The organism is Natrialba sp. INN-245 (genome assembly GCF_009807105.1).
Classification (GTDB): Archaea; Halobacteriota; Halobacteria; order Halobacteriales; family Natrialbaceae; genus Natrarchaeobius; species Natrarchaeobius swarupiae.
Window position 1 is genome coordinate 38151 of record NZ_WUBV01000012.1, and the last position, 16449, is coordinate 54599.

General features: G+C 64.5%; 14 protein-coding genes. 8 read left to right on the plus strand and 6 right to left on the minus strand.

The annotated features are described in order from the left end of the window. Nucleotides 1-501 precede the first annotated feature (501 nt). Genes GRS80_RS03780 through GRS80_RS03790 form a run of 3 tightly spaced genes read left to right on the plus strand, consistent with a single transcriptional unit; the run spans nt 502 to nt 5758 of the window. Nucleotides 502-2835, plus strand: a complete 2334-nt coding sequence (locus GRS80_RS03780) for an amino acid permease (protein WP_160046394.1) — start codon at nt 502-504, stop codon at nt 2833-2835. A 52-nt stretch (nt 2836-2887) separates the two neighbouring features. Then, nucleotides 2888-4222 carry a Trk system potassium transporter TrkA gene (gene trkA, locus GRS80_RS03785; protein WP_160046395.1) on the plus strand — a complete coding sequence of 445 codons (1335 nt, stop codon included), beginning with the start codon at nt 2888-2890 and terminating at the stop codon, nt 4220-4222. Then, nucleotides 4223-5758, plus strand: a complete 1536-nt coding sequence (locus tag GRS80_RS03790; protein ID WP_160046396.1) for a TrkH family potassium uptake protein — start codon at nt 4223-4225, stop codon at nt 5756-5758. Nucleotides 5759-5764: 6 nt separating this feature from the next. On the opposite strand, the gene GRS80_RS03795 is transcribed toward GRS80_RS03790, so the two are convergent. Beyond that, nucleotides 5765-6565 (minus strand): MBL fold metallo-hydrolase, encoded by an 801-nt coding sequence (locus GRS80_RS03795; RefSeq protein WP_160046397.1) that lies wholly within the window; start codon nt 6563-6565, stop codon nt 5765-5767. A 60-nt stretch (nt 6566-6625) separates the two neighbouring features. Next, nucleotides 6626-6907, minus strand: a complete 282-nt coding sequence (locus GRS80_RS03800; RefSeq protein WP_160046398.1) for a helix-turn-helix domain-containing protein — start codon at nt 6905-6907, stop codon at nt 6626-6628. 242 nt (nt 6908-7149) lie between these two features. On the opposite strand from GRS80_RS03800, the gene GRS80_RS03805 reads away from it, so the two are divergent. Continuing rightward, the gene (locus GRS80_RS03805; protein WP_343161433.1) at nt 7150-7857 is read left to right on the plus strand and encodes a class I SAM-dependent methyltransferase; all 708 of its coding nucleotides are present in this window, start codon (nt 7150-7152) and stop codon (nt 7855-7857) included. Nucleotides 7858-7965: 108 nt separating this feature from the next. Next, complete coding sequence (locus GRS80_RS03810) at nt 7966-8883, plus strand: glycosyltransferase (RefSeq protein ID WP_160046399.1); 918 nt, start codon at nt 7966-7968, stop codon at nt 8881-8883. 6 nt (nt 8884-8889) lie between these two features. Here the strand turns inward: GRS80_RS03810 and GRS80_RS03815 are convergent, their stop codons facing one another. Both GRS80_RS03815 and GRS80_RS03820 read right to left on the minus strand, forming a co-directional pair. After that, nucleotides 8890-9852 carry a DUF368 domain-containing protein gene (locus tag GRS80_RS03815; protein ID WP_343161434.1) on the minus strand — a complete coding sequence of 321 codons (963 nt, stop codon included), beginning with the start codon at nt 9850-9852 and terminating at the stop codon, nt 8890-8892. Between the two features lie 231 nt (nt 9853-10083). Then, nucleotides 10084-10917 (minus strand): amidohydrolase family protein, encoded by an 834-nt coding sequence (locus tag GRS80_RS03820; protein WP_149082092.1) that lies wholly within the window; start codon nt 10915-10917, stop codon nt 10084-10086. Between the two features lie 189 nt (nt 10918-11106). Here GRS80_RS03820 and thsA point away from each other — a divergent pair, with 189 nt between their 5' ends. Together thsA and GRS80_RS03830 are read left to right on the plus strand one after the other, a co-directional pair. Next, nucleotides 11107-12651, plus strand: a complete 1545-nt coding sequence (thsA, locus tag GRS80_RS03825) for a thermosome subunit alpha (RefSeq protein ID WP_160046406.1) — start codon at nt 11107-11109, stop codon at nt 12649-12651. Between the two features lie 105 nt (nt 12652-12756). Next, a complete protein-coding gene (locus tag GRS80_RS03830; RefSeq protein ID WP_160046400.1) occupies nt 12757-13119 on the plus strand; it encodes a HalOD1 output domain-containing protein in 363 nt (120 codons plus the stop codon). Between the two features lie 6 nt (nt 13120-13125). On the opposite strand, the gene GRS80_RS03835 is transcribed toward GRS80_RS03830, so the two are convergent. Both GRS80_RS03835 and GRS80_RS03840 read right to left on the minus strand, forming a co-directional pair. Continuing rightward, on the minus strand, nt 13126-13926 hold the full coding sequence (locus GRS80_RS03835) for an SAM-dependent chlorinase/fluorinase (RefSeq protein ID WP_160046401.1): 801 nt from the start codon (nt 13924-13926) through the stop codon (nt 13126-13128). Nucleotides 13927-14104: 178 nt separating this feature from the next. Continuing rightward, the gene (locus tag GRS80_RS03840; RefSeq protein ID WP_160046402.1) at nt 14105-14623 is read right to left on the minus strand and encodes a nicotinamide-nucleotide adenylyltransferase; all 519 of its coding nucleotides are present in this window, start codon (nt 14621-14623) and stop codon (nt 14105-14107) included. A 185-nt stretch (nt 14624-14808) separates the two neighbouring features. Here GRS80_RS03840 and lonB point away from each other — a divergent pair. Continuing rightward, nucleotides 14809-16449, plus strand: a 1641-nt coding sequence (gene lonB / locus GRS80_RS03845) for an ATP-dependent protease LonB (protein ID WP_160046403.1), incomplete at its 3' end; no start/stop codon positions are given.

The window sequence follows — 16449 nt, forward strand, 5'->3', positions numbered from 1 at the left end:
GTGGCCACAACGCGTCGATCCGTTAGTTCCCGTTTGCTACTTCCCATACGAAGACATTTCGACTCCGAATGTATAGGTCCTTTCGGTGACCCTATCGAAAGTTGAGGGGGGATAAATTACTTGATCGAAATTAGGAGTACGATCCAAAGAACGAGCACCACAGCAGCTTCGGTGTAGCCGCGTCAATCCTGCGTTGCGTCGACGGTTCGTTTTCCGAGACGAATTCGAACCGCGCTGACCGACGTGAAGATACCCTCCCCTGCCGGATCGTTCCTTCGATCGAGATTCGGCGAACGATATCCGACAAGTTTGCGGTTCCGACCGGTTCGACTCGTTTGGACTACCTGACACGTACTCTCCGGAAGTACGGATGAGTCAATACATTTATCTCATGGGATCGAATCACAACCTGGTATATGAACGCTGTTCAGGAATCAAAAATAGTCGTGGTTGAATCGGTCCGTTCGTATCGTGATTCGGACCGACGAGGAACACTGGACCATGGCTGATTCGGATCAGGAACTCGCCCGGGACCTCGGATTTCTCGAGGCGTACACCCTCGGACTGGGGACGATGATCGGTGCGGGGATCTTCGTCCTGCCGGGAATCGTCGCCGAGGCGGCGGGTCCGGCGAGCATGGTTGCGTTCGCAATCGGCGGCGTCGTCGCCTTGCTGGCGGCGCTGTCGCTGTCGGAACTGGCGACCGGGATGCCGAAAGCCGGCGGGAGTTACTACTACGTCAACCACGCGCTCGGCAGTTTCTTCGGGACGATCATCGGCTTCGGGATGTGGGCCGGGCTGATGTTCGCGACGGCGTTCTACATGCTTGGCTTCGGCCAGTACCTTCTCAATCTCCCCTCCGACGCCGCCGGTGTGATCCTCGCCGGGCTGGTCATGTCGGCGATCCTCGTGGGGGTCAACTACCGCGGCGTCAAGGAGACCGGCTCGCTCCAGAACGTCATCGTCATCTTCCTGGTCGGACTGATCCTCGTCTTCATCGCGGTCGGGCTGTTCGCGATCGATCCCGATCTGCTCACGCCGTTTACCGCGGCGGGAGGGTGGCCCGCCGTCGGCGCGACCGCCGGAACCGTCTTCGTCACGTTCATCGGCTTCGAGGTGATCGCGACCAGCGCCGAGGAGATCGAAGATCCCGGTCGAAATCTCCCGCTGTCGATGATCGCTGCAGTCGTCACGCCGACGATCCTCTACGTGCTCGTCATGCTCGTGAGCACCGGCACCCTCGAGATTCCGACGCTCGCCGAATCGGACGTTCCGGTCGCGGACGTCGCGGCCGCGGCCGCCGGGAACCTCGGTGCGGCGACCGCTGGCGGCTACACCCTCGAGTTCGCGGCGGTCGGCTCGACGATCATGATCGTCGGCGCGATCATGGCGACGATCTCCTCGGCCAACGCATCGATCCTCTCGGCCGCACGCGTCAACTTCGCGATGGGCCGCGACAAGATCCTCACCAACTGGCTCAACGAGATTCACGAACGGTACCGGACGCCGTACCGCGCGATCATCGCGACCGGGATCGTCATCCTCGCACTCGTCGCCAGCCCGCTCCCGATCGACACGCTCGCGGACGTCGCGAGTTTCATGTTCCTCATCACGTACGCGCTCGTCCACGTGGCCGTCGTGGTCCTGCGACGGGCCGAGCCCGATGGGTACGACCCCGACTTCAGAATACCGTCGGTACTCTACCCGATCGTCCCGATTCTTGGCTTCGTCGCCTGTCTCGTAGTCATGGTTCAGATGGGCGAGAGTGTGGTCACCTTCTCGGTCGGTGCCGTCACGCTCTCGCTCGCACCGATCACGTGGGTCCAGTTGATCGGACTTTTCATCGTCCTCCTCAGCATCCTCTGGTACGCCGGCTACGCGAAAGACCGTGCCATCTCGACGACGCTCATCGGCGAAGCCGTCGCTCCACAGGAGACAGACGTCGACGCGGACGTCTACCGCGTCGTCGTTCCCGTGTCGAACCCGGCAACTCAGCGTCCGCTAATTAAATATGCGGCCGCGAGCGCCGCGAGCCGACCGGGTGAGGCCGAACTGGTCGCCGTCAACGTGATCGAAGTACCGCCCCAGACCTCGCCATCCCAGATCGAATTCGAGGAGGAACGCGTCGAACGCCAGGGGGAACTCCTCGAGAACGCCAGAGGGGTCGCCGAGGAACTCGACGTCCCGCTTCGGACGCGGGCGATCGTCGGACGAAGCGCGGGCGAGTCGTTGCTGTCAGTACTCGAGCAGGAACACGCGGATCACGTTCTCCTCGGCTGGGGTGGCGAACGGCGTCGACGGGACGTCCTCTTCGGCTCGACGATCGACCCGCTCCTCGAGCGGGCACGGTGTGACGTGACGCTCGTCAGGAACCCGGTCGAGACGCCCGGAAACATCGTCATGCTCGCTGGGAGCGGACCACACGCGTCGGCATCGGCGCGCCGAGCGGCCGAACTCGCACGGGCGTTCCCGGAGAGTTCGTTGACGCTGTTGAACGTCCAGTCGGAGCCCGACGACGCGGACGTCGATCTCGAGGCGATCGGTACTGAGGTAATTTCCGACGTCGCGGCCGATGCAGAACTCGCGACCGACGAGTACGAATCACGGGTGATCGTCACGGACGACGACGTCAGAGACGTGCTCGTCGCGGAGGCGACGGCGTACGAAACGGTCTGCGTCGGCGCGACCGGAACGAGTACCGTCGCGCAGGCGCTGTACGGATCTATCCCACAGCGTATCGTCAACGAAAGCGACGGGACGGTTCTGATGGCCCGCGGGGACCAACGTGCTCCACGGACGTTCCGTCAGGCAGTCATCCAACGGCTCGAGCGATAGCTCTATGTTTCCAAACCCAGTAACGTCGGCTCGAACGAATGGGGTACGATCCATGCGCGTGATCGTCGTCGGCGCAGGAGCCGTCGGCCAAGCGATTGCGGCCAACCTCGAGGATTCACACGACGTCGTCGTGATCGACCCGGACAGCGATATCGTCGAGAAACTGAACTACTCACACGACGTTCTCGCCGTCCGCGGCGACGGAACCGAACTCGGGACGTTGCGCGAGGCCGGAATCGAACGAGCCGATCTCGTGATCGCCTCGACCGACAGCGACGAGACCAACGTGGTCATCTGTGGCGCGGCGAAAGCCGCAGGCGACGCGTTCACGATCGCCCGCGTCAGGCGACGGACTCTGCTCGAGACGTGGGAAGGATCGCACGGCGCGTTCGGCGTCGACTTCATGGTCTGTACCGACTTGTTGACCGCACGCGCGATCTTCCGTATCGCGGGGCTTCCGGCGGCACACGACGTCGACATGTTCGTCGGCGGGCTCGTGCGGATGGCCGAATTCGAGATCGGACCCGAAAGCCCCGTCGCGGGCACGACCGTCGCCGACGCCGACCGGTGGGACTCGCTGACGTTCGCGGGAATCTTCCGTGACGACGAGATGATCGTCGCCAGCGGCGACACCGAACTCCGTGCCGGCGATCGGATCGTCGTGATCGGCAGCCCACACTCGGTCACGGACTTCAGCACCGACATCGCCGCTCCCGACACGGCGAGTCCGGACGAAGTGGTCGTCGTCGGCGGCAGCGAGATCGGATTCCAGACCGCTCGCGAGTTCGAAGAGCACGGTTACAATCCACGGTTGATCGAACAAGACCCGGACCGCGCCCGCGAGTGCGCCGAGGCACTGCCGAAAACGATGGTGCTCCAGAGCGACGCCACCGACGCCGAGTTCCTCGCGCGAGAACACGTCGACGAGGCGGACGTCGTCGTCGCCGCCCTCGACGGCGACGAGAAGAACCTGCTCGTCTCCCTCCTGGCGCGTCGACTCGGCGTCGACCGGACCGTCGCGGTCATCGAGAACCTCGAGTACGCCGACCTCTTCGAGACGGTCGGGATCGACGTCGCGATCAACCCGCGCGAGGAGACCGCCGAAGAGATCGTCCGCTTTACGCGGGCCGAACACACCGAGAAGATCGCGATGCTCGAACACGACCGGGCGGAAGTGATCGAGATCGAAGTCGGCCCGGACAGCGCGCTCGTGGACGGCCCGATCGCCGACGTGACGAACGACCTCCCGTCCGGCGTCGTCATCGGTGCGATCTCGCGGGGCGGCGAGTTGATCACGCCCCGCGGCGAGACGACGATCGAACCTGGTGACCACGTCGTCTGTTTCGTCGACGGCGACGTCCTCGAGGAGGTCCTCGAGGCGATCTGAATGCACCGGCAGATCCACGTCGACTGGCGTGCCGGACTGGCTCTGGTCGGGACTATCCTCGCCGCCTTCTCGCTGGCGTTCGTGGTTCCGATCGTCGTCTCGCTCGCCTACGGCGGCGAGGATCTCTGGGTATTCGTCGTAAGTATGGTCGCGACCGCCGGGTTCGGGCTCTCGATTCGGCAACTCGAGTCGGAGCCGGACCCCGGTGCCCGGGAGGCGTTTCTCGTCGTCGCGCTCACCTGGCTGCTCGCGACCGTCTTCGGCGCGTTGCCGTACGTGCTCGCCGGAAACGGAGCGGTCGCGTACCCCGTCAACGCGCTCTTCGAGAGCATGAGCGGCTTTACGACGACCGGAGCGACGGTCATGAACGACATCTCCTTCGAGACCCACTCGCGGGCGATGATGATGTGGCGACAGCTCACCCAGTGGCTCGGGGGGATGGGCATCATCGTCCTCGCTGTCGCGATCCTCTCGCAGATGGCCGTCGGTGGTGCCCAGCTCATGGAGGCCGAGACGCCGGGCCCCGGCGTCTCGAAACTCACGCCACACATCGCGGAGACGGCTCGCGTGCTCTGGCTTGCCTACCTCTTCTTTACGGTCGTCTACATCGCGTTGCTCTACGGGCTCCACCTCGCGGGGTACGCACCGAACATGGACTTCTACAACGCGATCGCTCACGGATTCACGACGCTCCCGACCGGCGGATTCTCGCCGGAAGCCCGAAGCATCGAGGCGTTCTCGCCGGCCGTCCAGTGGCTCGTCGTTCCGTTCATGTTCGTCGCGGGCGTGAACTTCGTGCTGTGGTGGCACGTGATCTCCGGCGATCCGTGGGCCCTGTTCCGGGACAACGAGTTCAGGCTGTACCTCGGCGCAGTCACGACGCTGTCGGTCGTCGGTACGGGCATGCTGTTTTTCTCCGCACTCGAGGCGCCGGAAACCGGTGTCGTCGGCGGTAACCTCGAGCGGTCGGCTCGCTACGCCACCTTCCAGATTGCTTCGCTGGTCAACTCCACCGGTTACGCGAACACGGACTTCGTCGCGTGGAGCGGGCCCGCGAAGGGGCTGTTGCTGTTCGCGATGTTCATCGGCGGCTCCACCGGCTCGACCGGCGGCGGGATCAAGGTGCTTCGCTGGCTGGTGATCCTCAAGTCGTTGCGACGCGAGGTCTTCACGGCCATCCACCCGGAGGCGGTTCGCCCGGTCCGGATGAACGGGCAGGTGCTCGACGAGGACGCGGTCCGTGGCATCTACGCGTTCACGCTGCTGTATTTCGTCATCTTCTTCGTCGGCGTCGGGCTGCTCGCCGCCGACGCGGCTCGCGTCGGTCTCGAACTCGAGTTGATCGACGTCGTGAGCGCCTCGATCGCGACCCTCGGAAACATCGGCCCAGGACTGGGTGAGGTCACCGGTCCGATGGGCGGCTACGAGTCGTTCCCGAGGAGTTCCAAGCTTCTGATGATCCTCTACATGTGGGTCGGCCGCCTCGAGATTTTCCCGGTGCTCGTCTTGCTCACGCGGGCGTACTGGCAGTCCTGAGCCGATTCACGACGTTTCCGACTCCCGGCTCGGCGTCGCGTGGCACCCGTCCCACTCGAGTCGGCCCTCGGCGTCGAGTGTCTCGAGGTGGCAGACGACCGTCGCCTCGGCGAGATCGTAGACGCCGCTTATGTCTTTCTCGTAGACCGTCTCGAGGATCTCCTCGAGCGTCCGCGCGCCGGAGTCGACGGCCGCGAGGACCCGACGCTCCCGCCGGGCGCGGTGTTCGAGCAGTCGCTCGAGAGTTTCCCGGGGCGTCTCGACGGCGGGACCGTGGCCGGGAAACAGCGTTGGCGGGTCGATCGTCCATAGGCGCCGCAGAGTGTCCACGTACGCGCGCATGTCTCCATCGGGTGTGCCAACCACGACGCTCCCGTCACGGACGGCGCAGTCGCCACAGAGGATGGGTCCGTTCTGCCCAGCCTCGAGTGCGACGTGGTCAGGCGCGTGTCCGGCGGCCTCGAGGACGCGGACGGCGTCGTCGCCGAGTGTGATCGACGTTTCGGGCGAGACCGTCCGGTCGGGCGAGCGCCCGGTCGCGTCCCGAAATCGGTCGACGTGGCCGCGCCTGGCCCAGACGGTCGCCCCGGTCTCGGCGGCGTAGACGTCGACGGCACCCACGTGGTCGGAGTGGGTGTGCGTGAGGAGGACGTGTTCGACCCCGCGTTCGGCGACTGCTCGGTCGAGTTCGTCCGTTCGCCCGGCGGGATCGACGAGCATCGCCGGATCGGTCCCAACGAGATACGCGTTGGTCGATCCCGTCGGTGCGCGGGTCGTGGTCTCGACGGGGTGGCGAGTAACCCTCATACGTCCTCACGGGCCTGGAGAAAAAAGTGCGTATCGAGATCGAACGCGACGACGACGCGTCTACCGCCTGAGGAAGTAGACCTGTTTGCGTGCGTCGCGGAAGCTGTAGCGCGAGCCCACGAGTTCGACGTCCTCGAGTCTGTTGAGCGCGTACCGGACGGTCCGGTCCGGAAGCAGCGATTCCTCGGCGAGTTGCCCCTGCGAGAGCGGGGAGTCGGTCTCGAGAACCTTCGCGACGAGTTTCGCACTCGGTGGAAGGTCGCGGAGTCGCTCGAGGTACTCCTCTTCGGGCAGTGGCTCTTCTGCGGCACCGATCCTGTCTTCGGCTGTGCTCGTGCTCATATCTACCCGAGTGGAATAATCGATGGTAAAGCTTCCCTATATGCAGATACGAACAATCCAGTTTGTAATAGGTGTATGAATGGTGTATTAACTCTAGATCGACACCACGTCCACGATGGTCGTCGCCAGTGGCTCCAGGGCAACCGGCTCCCATCGCCGGAGACTGGGTCGTCGCCAGCGACCGGCGTCGTCGACCGACTCCAGTATCGTTTTATCCCCGCGCTCCTGTAGTTGTGCCCAGTGTGAAAGGACAGGAGTGGTACCAGGCCGACGACGTCGCCGAGGAGTACGACGATAAACGCTTCTCGCGCGGTGGACAGCTCATCGACCGCCGCGAGAAGGAGGCTGTCCTCGAGGCGATCACGCCGGTCGAGGACCGGCGCATCCTCGAGATCGCCTGTGGTACCGGGCGATTTACCGTGATGCTCGCGGAGGCCGGCGCGGACGTCGTGGGACTGGACATTTCGGCGGCGATGTTACAGCAGGGACGATCGAAATCGCAGAACGCGGAGCTATCGGGAACCCTCGAGTTCCTTCGGGGCGATGCGGGGCGGCTGCCGTTTCCCGACGATCACTTCGACACCGTCATCGCGATGCGATTTTTCCACCTTGCGGACGATCCGGAGGCGTTTTTACGGGAGATGCGCCGCGTCTCGCGAGAACAGATCGTCTTCGACACGTTCAACCGATTCAGCGCCCGAAGCGTCTACAACTGGGCGTTGCCGATGGGATCGCGACTCTACTCGAAAAGCGAGGTTTCGACGCTGCTGGCGAAGACGGACCTGACGCTGGTCGACGTCGAGGACGACTTTCTCGTCCCCTACGGAGCGTACCGGTCGATCCCGAACTCGCTTGCCTCGCCCATTCGAACGCTCGATACGGCCGTCGGTGGCACCCCTATTACGGATCACTTTGCGTCCGTCTCCTACTGGAACACTCGGCTTCGGTGACTGACGGATGCTTCTGGAGTCCGCGGGTCGCCGTCCCGATCCACCCGCTGGTCGCATTCGCCGCGGAACCCACCTGCTTTTTACCGTTCGGGGGGCCTATGATGCTGTATGGAGCTCTCGGTAGTGGTTTCGACGCTGAACGACCGGGAGCAGTTACTCACCTGTCTCGACGCTCTCGCCGATCGAACGCCGTCCTCGACTGAAGTGATCGTCGTCAACGGCCCGTCTTCGGACGGGACGACCGGCGCCGTTCGCGAGCGAGCCGACGTCGACGTCCTCGTCGAGATCTCCGAGCGAAACCCGAACGTCTCGCGAAACGCAGGGTTCGGCGTCGCAGACGGTGACGTCGTCGCGTTTCTCGACGGTGTACTCACCGTCGAGCCGGGGTGGTACGAGGCGATCGAACGGTCACTCGAGACCGGATCGGACGTCGTCGCCGGGCCGATCACCGGCGAAACCCCGTACGACCGCGACCCGAATTCGCCTCGCACCGTCGCCGGCCGGCGCGTCTTCGCCTTCGACGCGGACAACGTCGCGTTCGATCGGACCGTCCTCTCGGCGCTGGATGGCTTCGACGAGTACCTCGAGATCGACGGCGAGCGTGATTGTGCACACCGCATCGCCGGGCTCGGATTCGACGTCGCCTGGAGCGCCGAGATGGCCGTTCGAGGCGAGTTCGGTGCCGATGGCGGGACGCCGGAGCCGGAGTGGGGAACGAGGTATCGTTCGATCACCTACCGACTCGCGAAGAACTACGGACCACGACCGACCGTCCTCGGGCGGACGGCGTTCCGAGCGGTTCGCGACGGCCTCTCCGGAATTTTCCGGGTCGTCTCCGGCGACGTGACGCCGACCGACTGGCTCTCCGACGGCGTCGACGTCGTCGCCAACGCCGCCGCGGGCAACCGTGACGGGCTTCGTGCCCGGTACTCGGATCGCTCCGCGAGACGGAATCCGAACGGCCTCTCGTCCAGACACGATCGGGCCGTCAGAGTGTACGATCGACGTGAGGAGTCGGAAACGTAGTGTGGGTCACTCGGGATCGAATCCGCCGGCGAGCGTATCGAGGCCGAAGAGGACGACTGCGCCGAGAAGCGCCCACATTGCGGTCGATACGACGACGCTCGTCGTCCAGGCGTGTGTCTCCGCGATATTGTACAGCGGCGCGGGAATCGAGCCGGCGACGAGACCGACGAGAAAGAGCAGCGTCAGATCCCGACGGTACTCGAGCGCCCGGCGGACGACCCTGGCGATCGTCAGGAGGCCGACGAACCCCCCGGCGACGAACAACACGACGGTCGTCCCCGGCTCAAGGGCCGCCTCGATCGTCCCACCCCCTGAGACGAGATTTCCGAGGGCCTCGAGAAACGCGGTCAGTTCCGTCGAGAGAAACTCGTACTGGCCGATCAGGATCAGGATCAACGCGCCGGAGACGCCGGGGAGGATCATTGCGCTGATCGCGAACGCGCCGGCGACCAGGATCAACAGCGGGCCGCTTCCGGGAAGTTGGATCACGTTGCTCGCGACGAGTACGGCGAGGCCGGTGCCAGCCGCGGCGGCGAGGACGTGTTCGGCCGACGCGAACTCGAGACTTCGGAAGAGAACGACCGCCGAGGCCGCGATCAGCCCGGTAAAAAAGCCATAGAGGACGACGGGGTGGGAGTTGGCCAGCGCGGAGACCGCACCCGCGATCAGCGCGACGGCGGTCACCATGCCGACGCCGAGCGGGAGCAAGAACACGAGGTCCATCTCGACGAGCGCTTCCCGCGCTTGACCCCGGCGATCGGGGTCGTATCCACGGACGACGGCACTCACGCGACCGGGCGTGAGTGCGGTGATGGCGGCGATCAGCCGCCCGTAGAAGCCAAGCAGGAGCGCAACGGTTCCGCCGGAGACGCCCGGGAGGGCGTCGGCCGTTCCCATACAGAGGCCGTAGCCGTAGATGCGAACGAGTTCGAGTCGATCGACGGTCCACTGTGGCAAGGGATAGCCCACCGTGGTCACCCCTCGATCGGTCGCCGGTGGCGCGCCGAGAGACGATCGATCCAACTCGCGTGCATACGACGGCAATCTCGATGGACTCGTATAAACTACCTCGTTTGCTGCACGAGCCGAAGACCCGACGCGACGACCCGCGAGCGACGGCGGGTGGCGCTTCAGGTCAGTGCTGGGGACTCTCCGTCGGCCTGCTCGTCGTTTCGCCGGTCGGCAGTGTACCCTCGTCGCTCACTGTCGGAGTTCGGATTCAGGCGCGAGCGCGTCGACGACCCGACAGGCGTTTTTCGAGAACGCCCGCCAGAGTTTGTCCTCGGAGACGTCGAGAGTCAGAATCTCCATCAGCGCGACGTCTGGGTGACAGAACGGTGCGCCGCTCCCGAAGAGAACGCGGTCCGGGTGTTCGAGCAGCGCTCGCTCGAGCAAGTCGCGGTAACGGACGAAACTCGTCTCTACGTAGCAGTCGTCGTACTCCCCGAGCAGGTCGATCATCTCGTGCATCAGCGAGCGCTCGAGGGGGTGGCCACCGAAGTGAGCGACGATGACGGGAAAGGAGTGGCCGAGGACGGTCTCGGCGAGCACGTCGGGCGGAGCCTCGACGCCGCCGCGGACGATCAGGGGGAGTCCGACGTCGTCGAGCACCGCGAGTAGGTCCTCGTCGGGGTAGTCGTCGACCGTCGGATCCAGGACGAAGCCGTGAAACCGATCGTCGTAGGCGTAGCGTTCGACGTCACTCGGGGTCGTATGAAACTCCTTCCGACGGCTGACCGCGTTGTGGAGCCGACCGGCGGTGTTTCGCTCGGATCGTTTCGTCCCGTTGATCCGGGCGAACGCCACGAACGGCCGGTCGACGCTGTGGCGTGCGACGCTGTTGTTCGGCCCGACGTAGCTCGTCTCCGCCGTTGCCGGCGCGAAGACGACCGATCTGGTGATTCCGGCCTGATGCATCTCTCGCTCGAGCCGATCCGGTGAGATCGTCGGCCCGCGAGTATCCCCATCCCTCGGTCCCGGGGAGAGTCGAGCGTAGACATCGACGACCCGAAACCCGTGTTCCAGCTCCAGCATCCCACGGGAACGTACCGCGTCGATCCATATTTTGCTACCGACTTCGCGATCGGAGCTGCGTGCCGGTCGTTCACACGGTAATCGCCAGAGGGAGTGGCATCGGTAGGGAAACACTTATATAGAAGTGCTGACGACAATATTAGTGAGGATTCAACGATGGCACAACAGCGACGCATGGGCGGACAGCCTATGTTCATTCTGAGCGAGGACAGTCAGCGAACCCAGGGGCGAGACGCCCAGTCGTCGAACATCATGGCCGGCAAGGCCGTCGCCGAGTCCGTCCGGACCACACTCGGTCCCCGCGGGATGGACAAGATGCTCGTCGATTCGGGTGGCGAGGTCGTCATCACGAACGACGGCGCGACCATTCTGAACGAGATGGATATCGAACACCCGGCGGCCCAGATGATCGTCGAAGTCGCCGAGTCCCAGGAAGAGGAAGTCGGCGACGGGACGACGACTGCGGGCGTCGTCGCCGGCAACTTACTCGGCGAGGCCGAGGACTTGATCGAACAGGACGTCCACGCGACGACGATCGTCGAGGGCTACCACGAGGCGGCCCAGATCGCCCTCGAGGCGATCGACGAGCAGGTCCAGGAAGCCGAGGTCGACGACGAGATACTAAAGCAGGTCGCCGAATCGAGTATGACCGGCAAGGGTACCGGTGGACTCACCGCGGAATCGCTGGCCGAGACGGTCGTCGAGGCCGTCCGCCACGTCGACAGTGAGGACGGCGTCGCCCGCGACAACGTCGCCGTCCACACCCAGATCGGTGCCTCCTCGAACGCGACCGAACTCGTCCCGGGTATCGTCCTCGACGAGGAACCCGCCCACGACGAGATGCCGAGCGAGGTCGAGAACGCCTCCATCGCCGTCCTCGACGTCGAACTCGAGGTTCAGACCGGCGAGATCGACGCCGAGTACGCGATCGACTCCATCGATCAGCTCAACGCCGCGATCGACGCCGAGGAGGGCGAACTCCAGGGCTACGCAGAAACGATCGCCGAAAGCGGTGCGGATGTCGTCTTCACAACCGACGGCGTCGACGACCGCGTGAGTTCGGCACTCGCAAGCGAGGGCGTCCTGTTGTTCGACGACCTCACGAGTTCGGACGCCAAAGACGTCGTCTCCGCGACGGGTGCACGCCGCGTCGGCGCACTCGACGATCTGGAGGAGAGCGACTTCGGCGAGGCCGACCTGATCCGTACCGAGAACTTCGGCGACGACGACCTCGCGTTCATCGAGGGCGGCGCGGCCGCCGAGGCCGTCACCGTCTTCGTCCGTGGCGGCACCGAACACGTCGTCGACGAACTCGAGCGAGCGATCGGCGACGCCTTGGATGTCGTCGCGACCGCACTCGAATCCGGCGAGGTCGTCCCCGGTGCGGGTGCGACCGAGATCGCGATCGCCGACAAAGTCCGCCAGGAGGCCGCCGGCATCGAGGGCCGCAAACAGCTCGCCGTGACGGCCTTTGCCGACGCACTCGACATCGTCCCACGGACGCTCGCCGCCAACACCGGCCAGGACCCCATCGACGCGCTCGTGGACCTTCGTGCCGCCCACGAGTCCGAGGGCCGGGCTGGTCTGATCACCGATGGCGAGGAGGTCACCATCGACGATCCGTTCGAGTACGGCGTCGTCGATCCCGCCGACGTCAAACGTGAGGCCGTCGAGAGCGCGACCGAGGCCGCGACGATGATCGTCCGTATCGACGACGTCATCGCCGCGGAATAACCGCGTTCGTCCCCGATTTCTTTCGTTCGTCGTTTCGCTGTTTGTCGATTTTCCGTCAGTCTGGCCGACACTGTTATGTGTTAACACGTCTAAAATCCAGACGTGATGTCCGGGAAATCACTGCCAGACCGACTGACCGCGGTCGACGACGCCGGACGGACGATCTACTACGACCAGGGTCGACGGACGTATCACACCTGGTGTGACGAGGACGAGTACGAACCCGTTAGTTCGGCGGTGCTCGAGGCGATGGCGTCGCTTCGGGACGTCGAGCCGATCGACCTCGAGACGCTCTCCCGACGGGTCGATCCCGACGCGCTAAACGCCATGGTTGCCCACTGGCGGACCGATCGCGCCGAACCCGTCGGCGCGTCGATCAGGTTTGCGTTCGCCGACTGTCGTGTTACGGTCTGGGCTGACGGCGAGATCGTGATCGATCCCGGATCGAGCGGACTCGCCTCGCGTTGATCCCCGTTACCGGCCGGACGACGACTCCAGGGACTCCAGGACGACGCCGTCGCCCACCGCGAGTCCGAACGCGTCGTCTCCCCGACCCCGATTGACGTCGAGTTCGACGTAGCCGTGGCTCCCGAGGGTCGCGAGGCGGTCTCCGGCTGGAACGGCCGCGAACGTCTCGCCGACCGGAACCGATTCGCCGTTCGCGAGCAGTCGCGATCTGTTCTCGAGGAACTCCCCCGGAACGTTCGTGATGACGTTCCCGAAGTCGTCGACGACGAGGACCTCGCCGCTCGCACGGTCGGCGTCGACGGTCGCCGCCGGCAGTCGGAGATCGACGTACTCGTCGGTCGCCTCGAGAAACGGAAGCGACGCGAGCGAGTCGACGCCGACCTCGTGGACGTCGGCCGCCGCCGGTGCGAACACGTCTCGGCCGTGAAACGTGTTGCTCGAGTGCGCGTGAGCGGGTACGACCGGTTCGAGGGCCGACTCGTCGATCACGTACGTCTCGATCCCGCCATCGGCGAGTCGCCGGGATGCCGGGACGAGGACCCCGTTGTCCGGGCCGACGAGCGCGTGCTCGCCGGCGCGAACGACGATCGCGTCGCGGTCGGTTCCGACGCCGGGGTCGATGACGACGAGGTGCGTCGCCGGCGGGAAGTACGGGAGCACCTCCCGAAGCCAGAACGCGGCGGTTCGGACGTCCTGTCTCGGGAAGTCGTGGGCGACGTCGATCAGTTGCGCCGCGGTTCGCTCGAGGATCACCCCTTTCATCGCTGCGGGGTACGGCGTCCCGAAGTCGGAAGCGAGCGTGATCATACCCCTCGTAGTCGGCCGACCCAAAAAATCGATGCGCCTCGAGTCGGGAGTCACGTTCTTTCGACCGTCCGTCGACGGTTCCCCGTTTTCGACGACTCGTACGGTTTGCTGTCCGTCAGTTCCGGCACAGCCGCGACCGTGGGGCGAGTGGGCCGGACCATCGGGACAGCAATCCGTCTCACTCGCCGTTCGAATCGGAGTCACTGACCATCTGGATGCGTTCGACGCCGCCGATTTCTCCGACGACCTCGGCGACGGCTTCGGGGACCAGCGACTCCCAGTCGCCGCCGTGGATCATCCGCTGGCGCACCTCGGATCCCTCGAGGACCTCGCGGTTGAACATCGGCGACTGGCGGATTTCGATGTTCGCCTCGCGAAAGAGCTGGATGACCAGCGGGTTGTTCGAGTAGGCAACGTCGAAGTCGGGACTCATACTCTGGACATGACTCACCCAGACGGAGTTGCGCTCTAGGTCCTCGATCGGAACGGCGTAGGTTACGAGGTCGGTGTCGACGAGTGACTTGGTGATCATCATGATCCGTTCACCGGCGGTAAACGGATTGCGGACCGTATGCGAGTCGTCGGCGCTCCCGATGCCGAGGACGAGTTCGTCGACGTCGTCGGCGATCTGTTCGACCATGTTCTGATGGCCGTTGTGAAACGGCTGAAATCGGCCGATGTAAAACCCCCGCGTCATGCTGAAGAGTGTTCTGCGACAGCGCTTAAGCGTGGCGAGTTCGTCGCCGCCCGGCCGGGATCGCTAGAATTCTAGATCGGTTCGTCGGGGCCGCTATGGCGTGTTTTCAACCACTGACACCATGCTCCGCATGGAGAAAGTATATCAGTGGCAATCCCTTCGAGACAGGTACCGAACAGAGTTCTATGAGTAACGATACGAACGTTGACGATCCTCCCGAAGACGCCCCAAACTCCGCTTCCAGCGAGAAGCGAGTCACGGAGCAAGAGCGCTCCGAGGAGCGTCGGGGAGATCGGTCGTCGCCCGAGGAGGAACTGGACGACGACCGTCGTGAGGATGTCGACGACCTCGAGGAGTCGACCGACGGGCTCCGGCCTGGCTCCGATCCCGACGACGATCCCGTGACGTCGGACGACGAGATCGAGACCGTCGAGGATCTGGGAAGCACGGTCGACGTCGACCCGGGCGTCGAAATCGACGAGGAGAACGCCGAAGACGACTTGCTCGGCGGCCTCCAGATCGACTCGACGGCGGACATCGAGGTCCCCGACCGACTCGTCGATCAGGTCATCGGTCAGGACGAGGCTCGAGACATCATCATCAAGGCGGCCAAACAGCGTCGTCACGTGATGATGATCGGCTCGCCCGGGACGGGGAAATCGATGCTGGCCAAGGCGATGAGTCAGCTGTTGCCCCAGGAGGATCTCCAGGACGTCCTGGTCTATCACAACCCCGACGACGGTAACGAACCGAAGGTTCGGACCGTTCCCGCCGGCAAGGGCGAACAGATCATCGACGCCCACAAGGAGGAAGCGAGAAAGCGCAACCAGATGCGCTCGATCCTCATGTGGATCATCATCGCGATCATTATCGGCTACGCGATCCTCGCGATGAACATCCTCCTTGGGATCCTCGCGGCGGGTATCGTCTGGCTGATCTTCCGCTACACCTCCCGTGGCACCGACGCGATGGTGCCGAACATGATCGTCGACAACGGCGATCAGCGAACCGCCCCCTTCGAGGACGCCACCGGCGCTCACGCCGGTGCACTGCTGGGCGACGTCCGCCACGACCCGTTCCAGTCCGGCGGCATGGAGACGCCCAGCCACGACCGCGTCGAACCGGGCTCGATCCATAAATCAAACAAAGGCGTCCTGTTCGTCGACGAGATCAACACCCTCGACGTCCGGACCCAACAGAAGCTGATGACGGCGATCCAGGAAGGCGAGTTCTCGATCACCGGCCAGTCCGAACGCTCCTCGGGCGCGATGGTCCAGACCGAACCCGTCCCCTGTGACTTCGTCATGATCGCGGCGGGGAACCTCGATGCGATGGAGAACATGCATCCTGCGCTGCGCTCGCGGATCAAAGGCTACGGCTACGAGGTCTACATGGACGACACCATCGAGGATACCCCCGAGATGCGCCGGAAGTACGCCCGCTTTATCGCCCAGGAGGTCGAACGCGACGGTCGCCTTCCCCACTTCGAGCGCGAGGCCGTCGAGGAGCTCATCCTCGAGGCAAAGCGCCGGGCGGGCCGAAAAGACCATCTCACGCTGCTGTTTCGGAATCTCGGAGGTCTCGTTCGGGTTGCCGGCGACATTGCCCGTGCCGAGGACCGCGACCACACCACCCGAGACGACGTTCTGCAAGCCAAAGAGCGCTCGCGCTCGATCGAACAACAGCTCGCCGACGACTACATCGAGCGGCGCAAGGACTACGAACTGCAGGTCACCGACGAGGGCGTCGAAGGCCGGGTCAACGGGCTGGCCGTCATGGGCGAGGATAGCGGAATTATGCTCCCCGTCATGGCCGAGATCGCGCCC

What these genes read in the sequence shown, in the direction of transcription:
- GRS80_RS03780 (WP_160046394.1), top strand. Translation starts at nt 502, where the DNA reads ATGGCTGATTCGGATCAGGAACTCGCCCGGGACCTCGGATTTCTCGAG.
- trkA (WP_160046395.1), top strand. Translation starts at nt 2,888, where the DNA reads ATGCGCGTGATCGTCGTCGGCGCAGGAGCCGTCGGCCAAGCGATTGCG.
- GRS80_RS03790 (WP_160046396.1), top strand. Translation starts at nt 4,223, where the DNA reads ATGCACCGGCAGATCCACGTCGACTGGCGTGCCGGACTGGCTCTGGTC.
- GRS80_RS03795 (WP_160046397.1), bottom strand. Translation starts at nt 6,565, where the DNA reads ATGAGGGTTACTCGCCACCCCGTCGAGACCACGACCCGCGCACCGACG.
- GRS80_RS03800 (WP_160046398.1), bottom strand. Translation starts at nt 6,907, where the DNA reads ATGAGCACGAGCACAGCCGAAGACAGGATCGGTGCCGCAGAAGAGCCA.
- GRS80_RS03810 (WP_160046399.1), top strand. Translation starts at nt 7,966, where the DNA reads ATGGAGCTCTCGGTAGTGGTTTCGACGCTGAACGACCGGGAGCAGTTA.
- GRS80_RS03820 (WP_149082092.1), bottom strand. Translation starts at nt 10,917, where the DNA reads ATGCTGGAGCTGGAACACGGGTTTCGGGTCGTCGATGTCTACGCTCGA.
- thsA (WP_160046406.1), top strand. Translation starts at nt 11,107, where the DNA reads ATGTTCATTCTGAGCGAGGACAGTCAGCGAACCCAGGGGCGAGACGCC.
- GRS80_RS03830 (WP_160046400.1), top strand. Translation starts at nt 12,757, where the DNA reads ATGTCCGGGAAATCACTGCCAGACCGACTGACCGCGGTCGACGACGCC.
- GRS80_RS03835 (WP_160046401.1), bottom strand. Translation starts at nt 13,926, where the DNA reads ATGATCACGCTCGCTTCCGACTTCGGGACGCCGTACCCCGCAGCGATG.
- GRS80_RS03840 (WP_160046402.1), bottom strand. Translation starts at nt 14,623, where the DNA reads ATGACGCGGGGGTTTTACATCGGCCGATTTCAGCCGTTTCACAACGGC.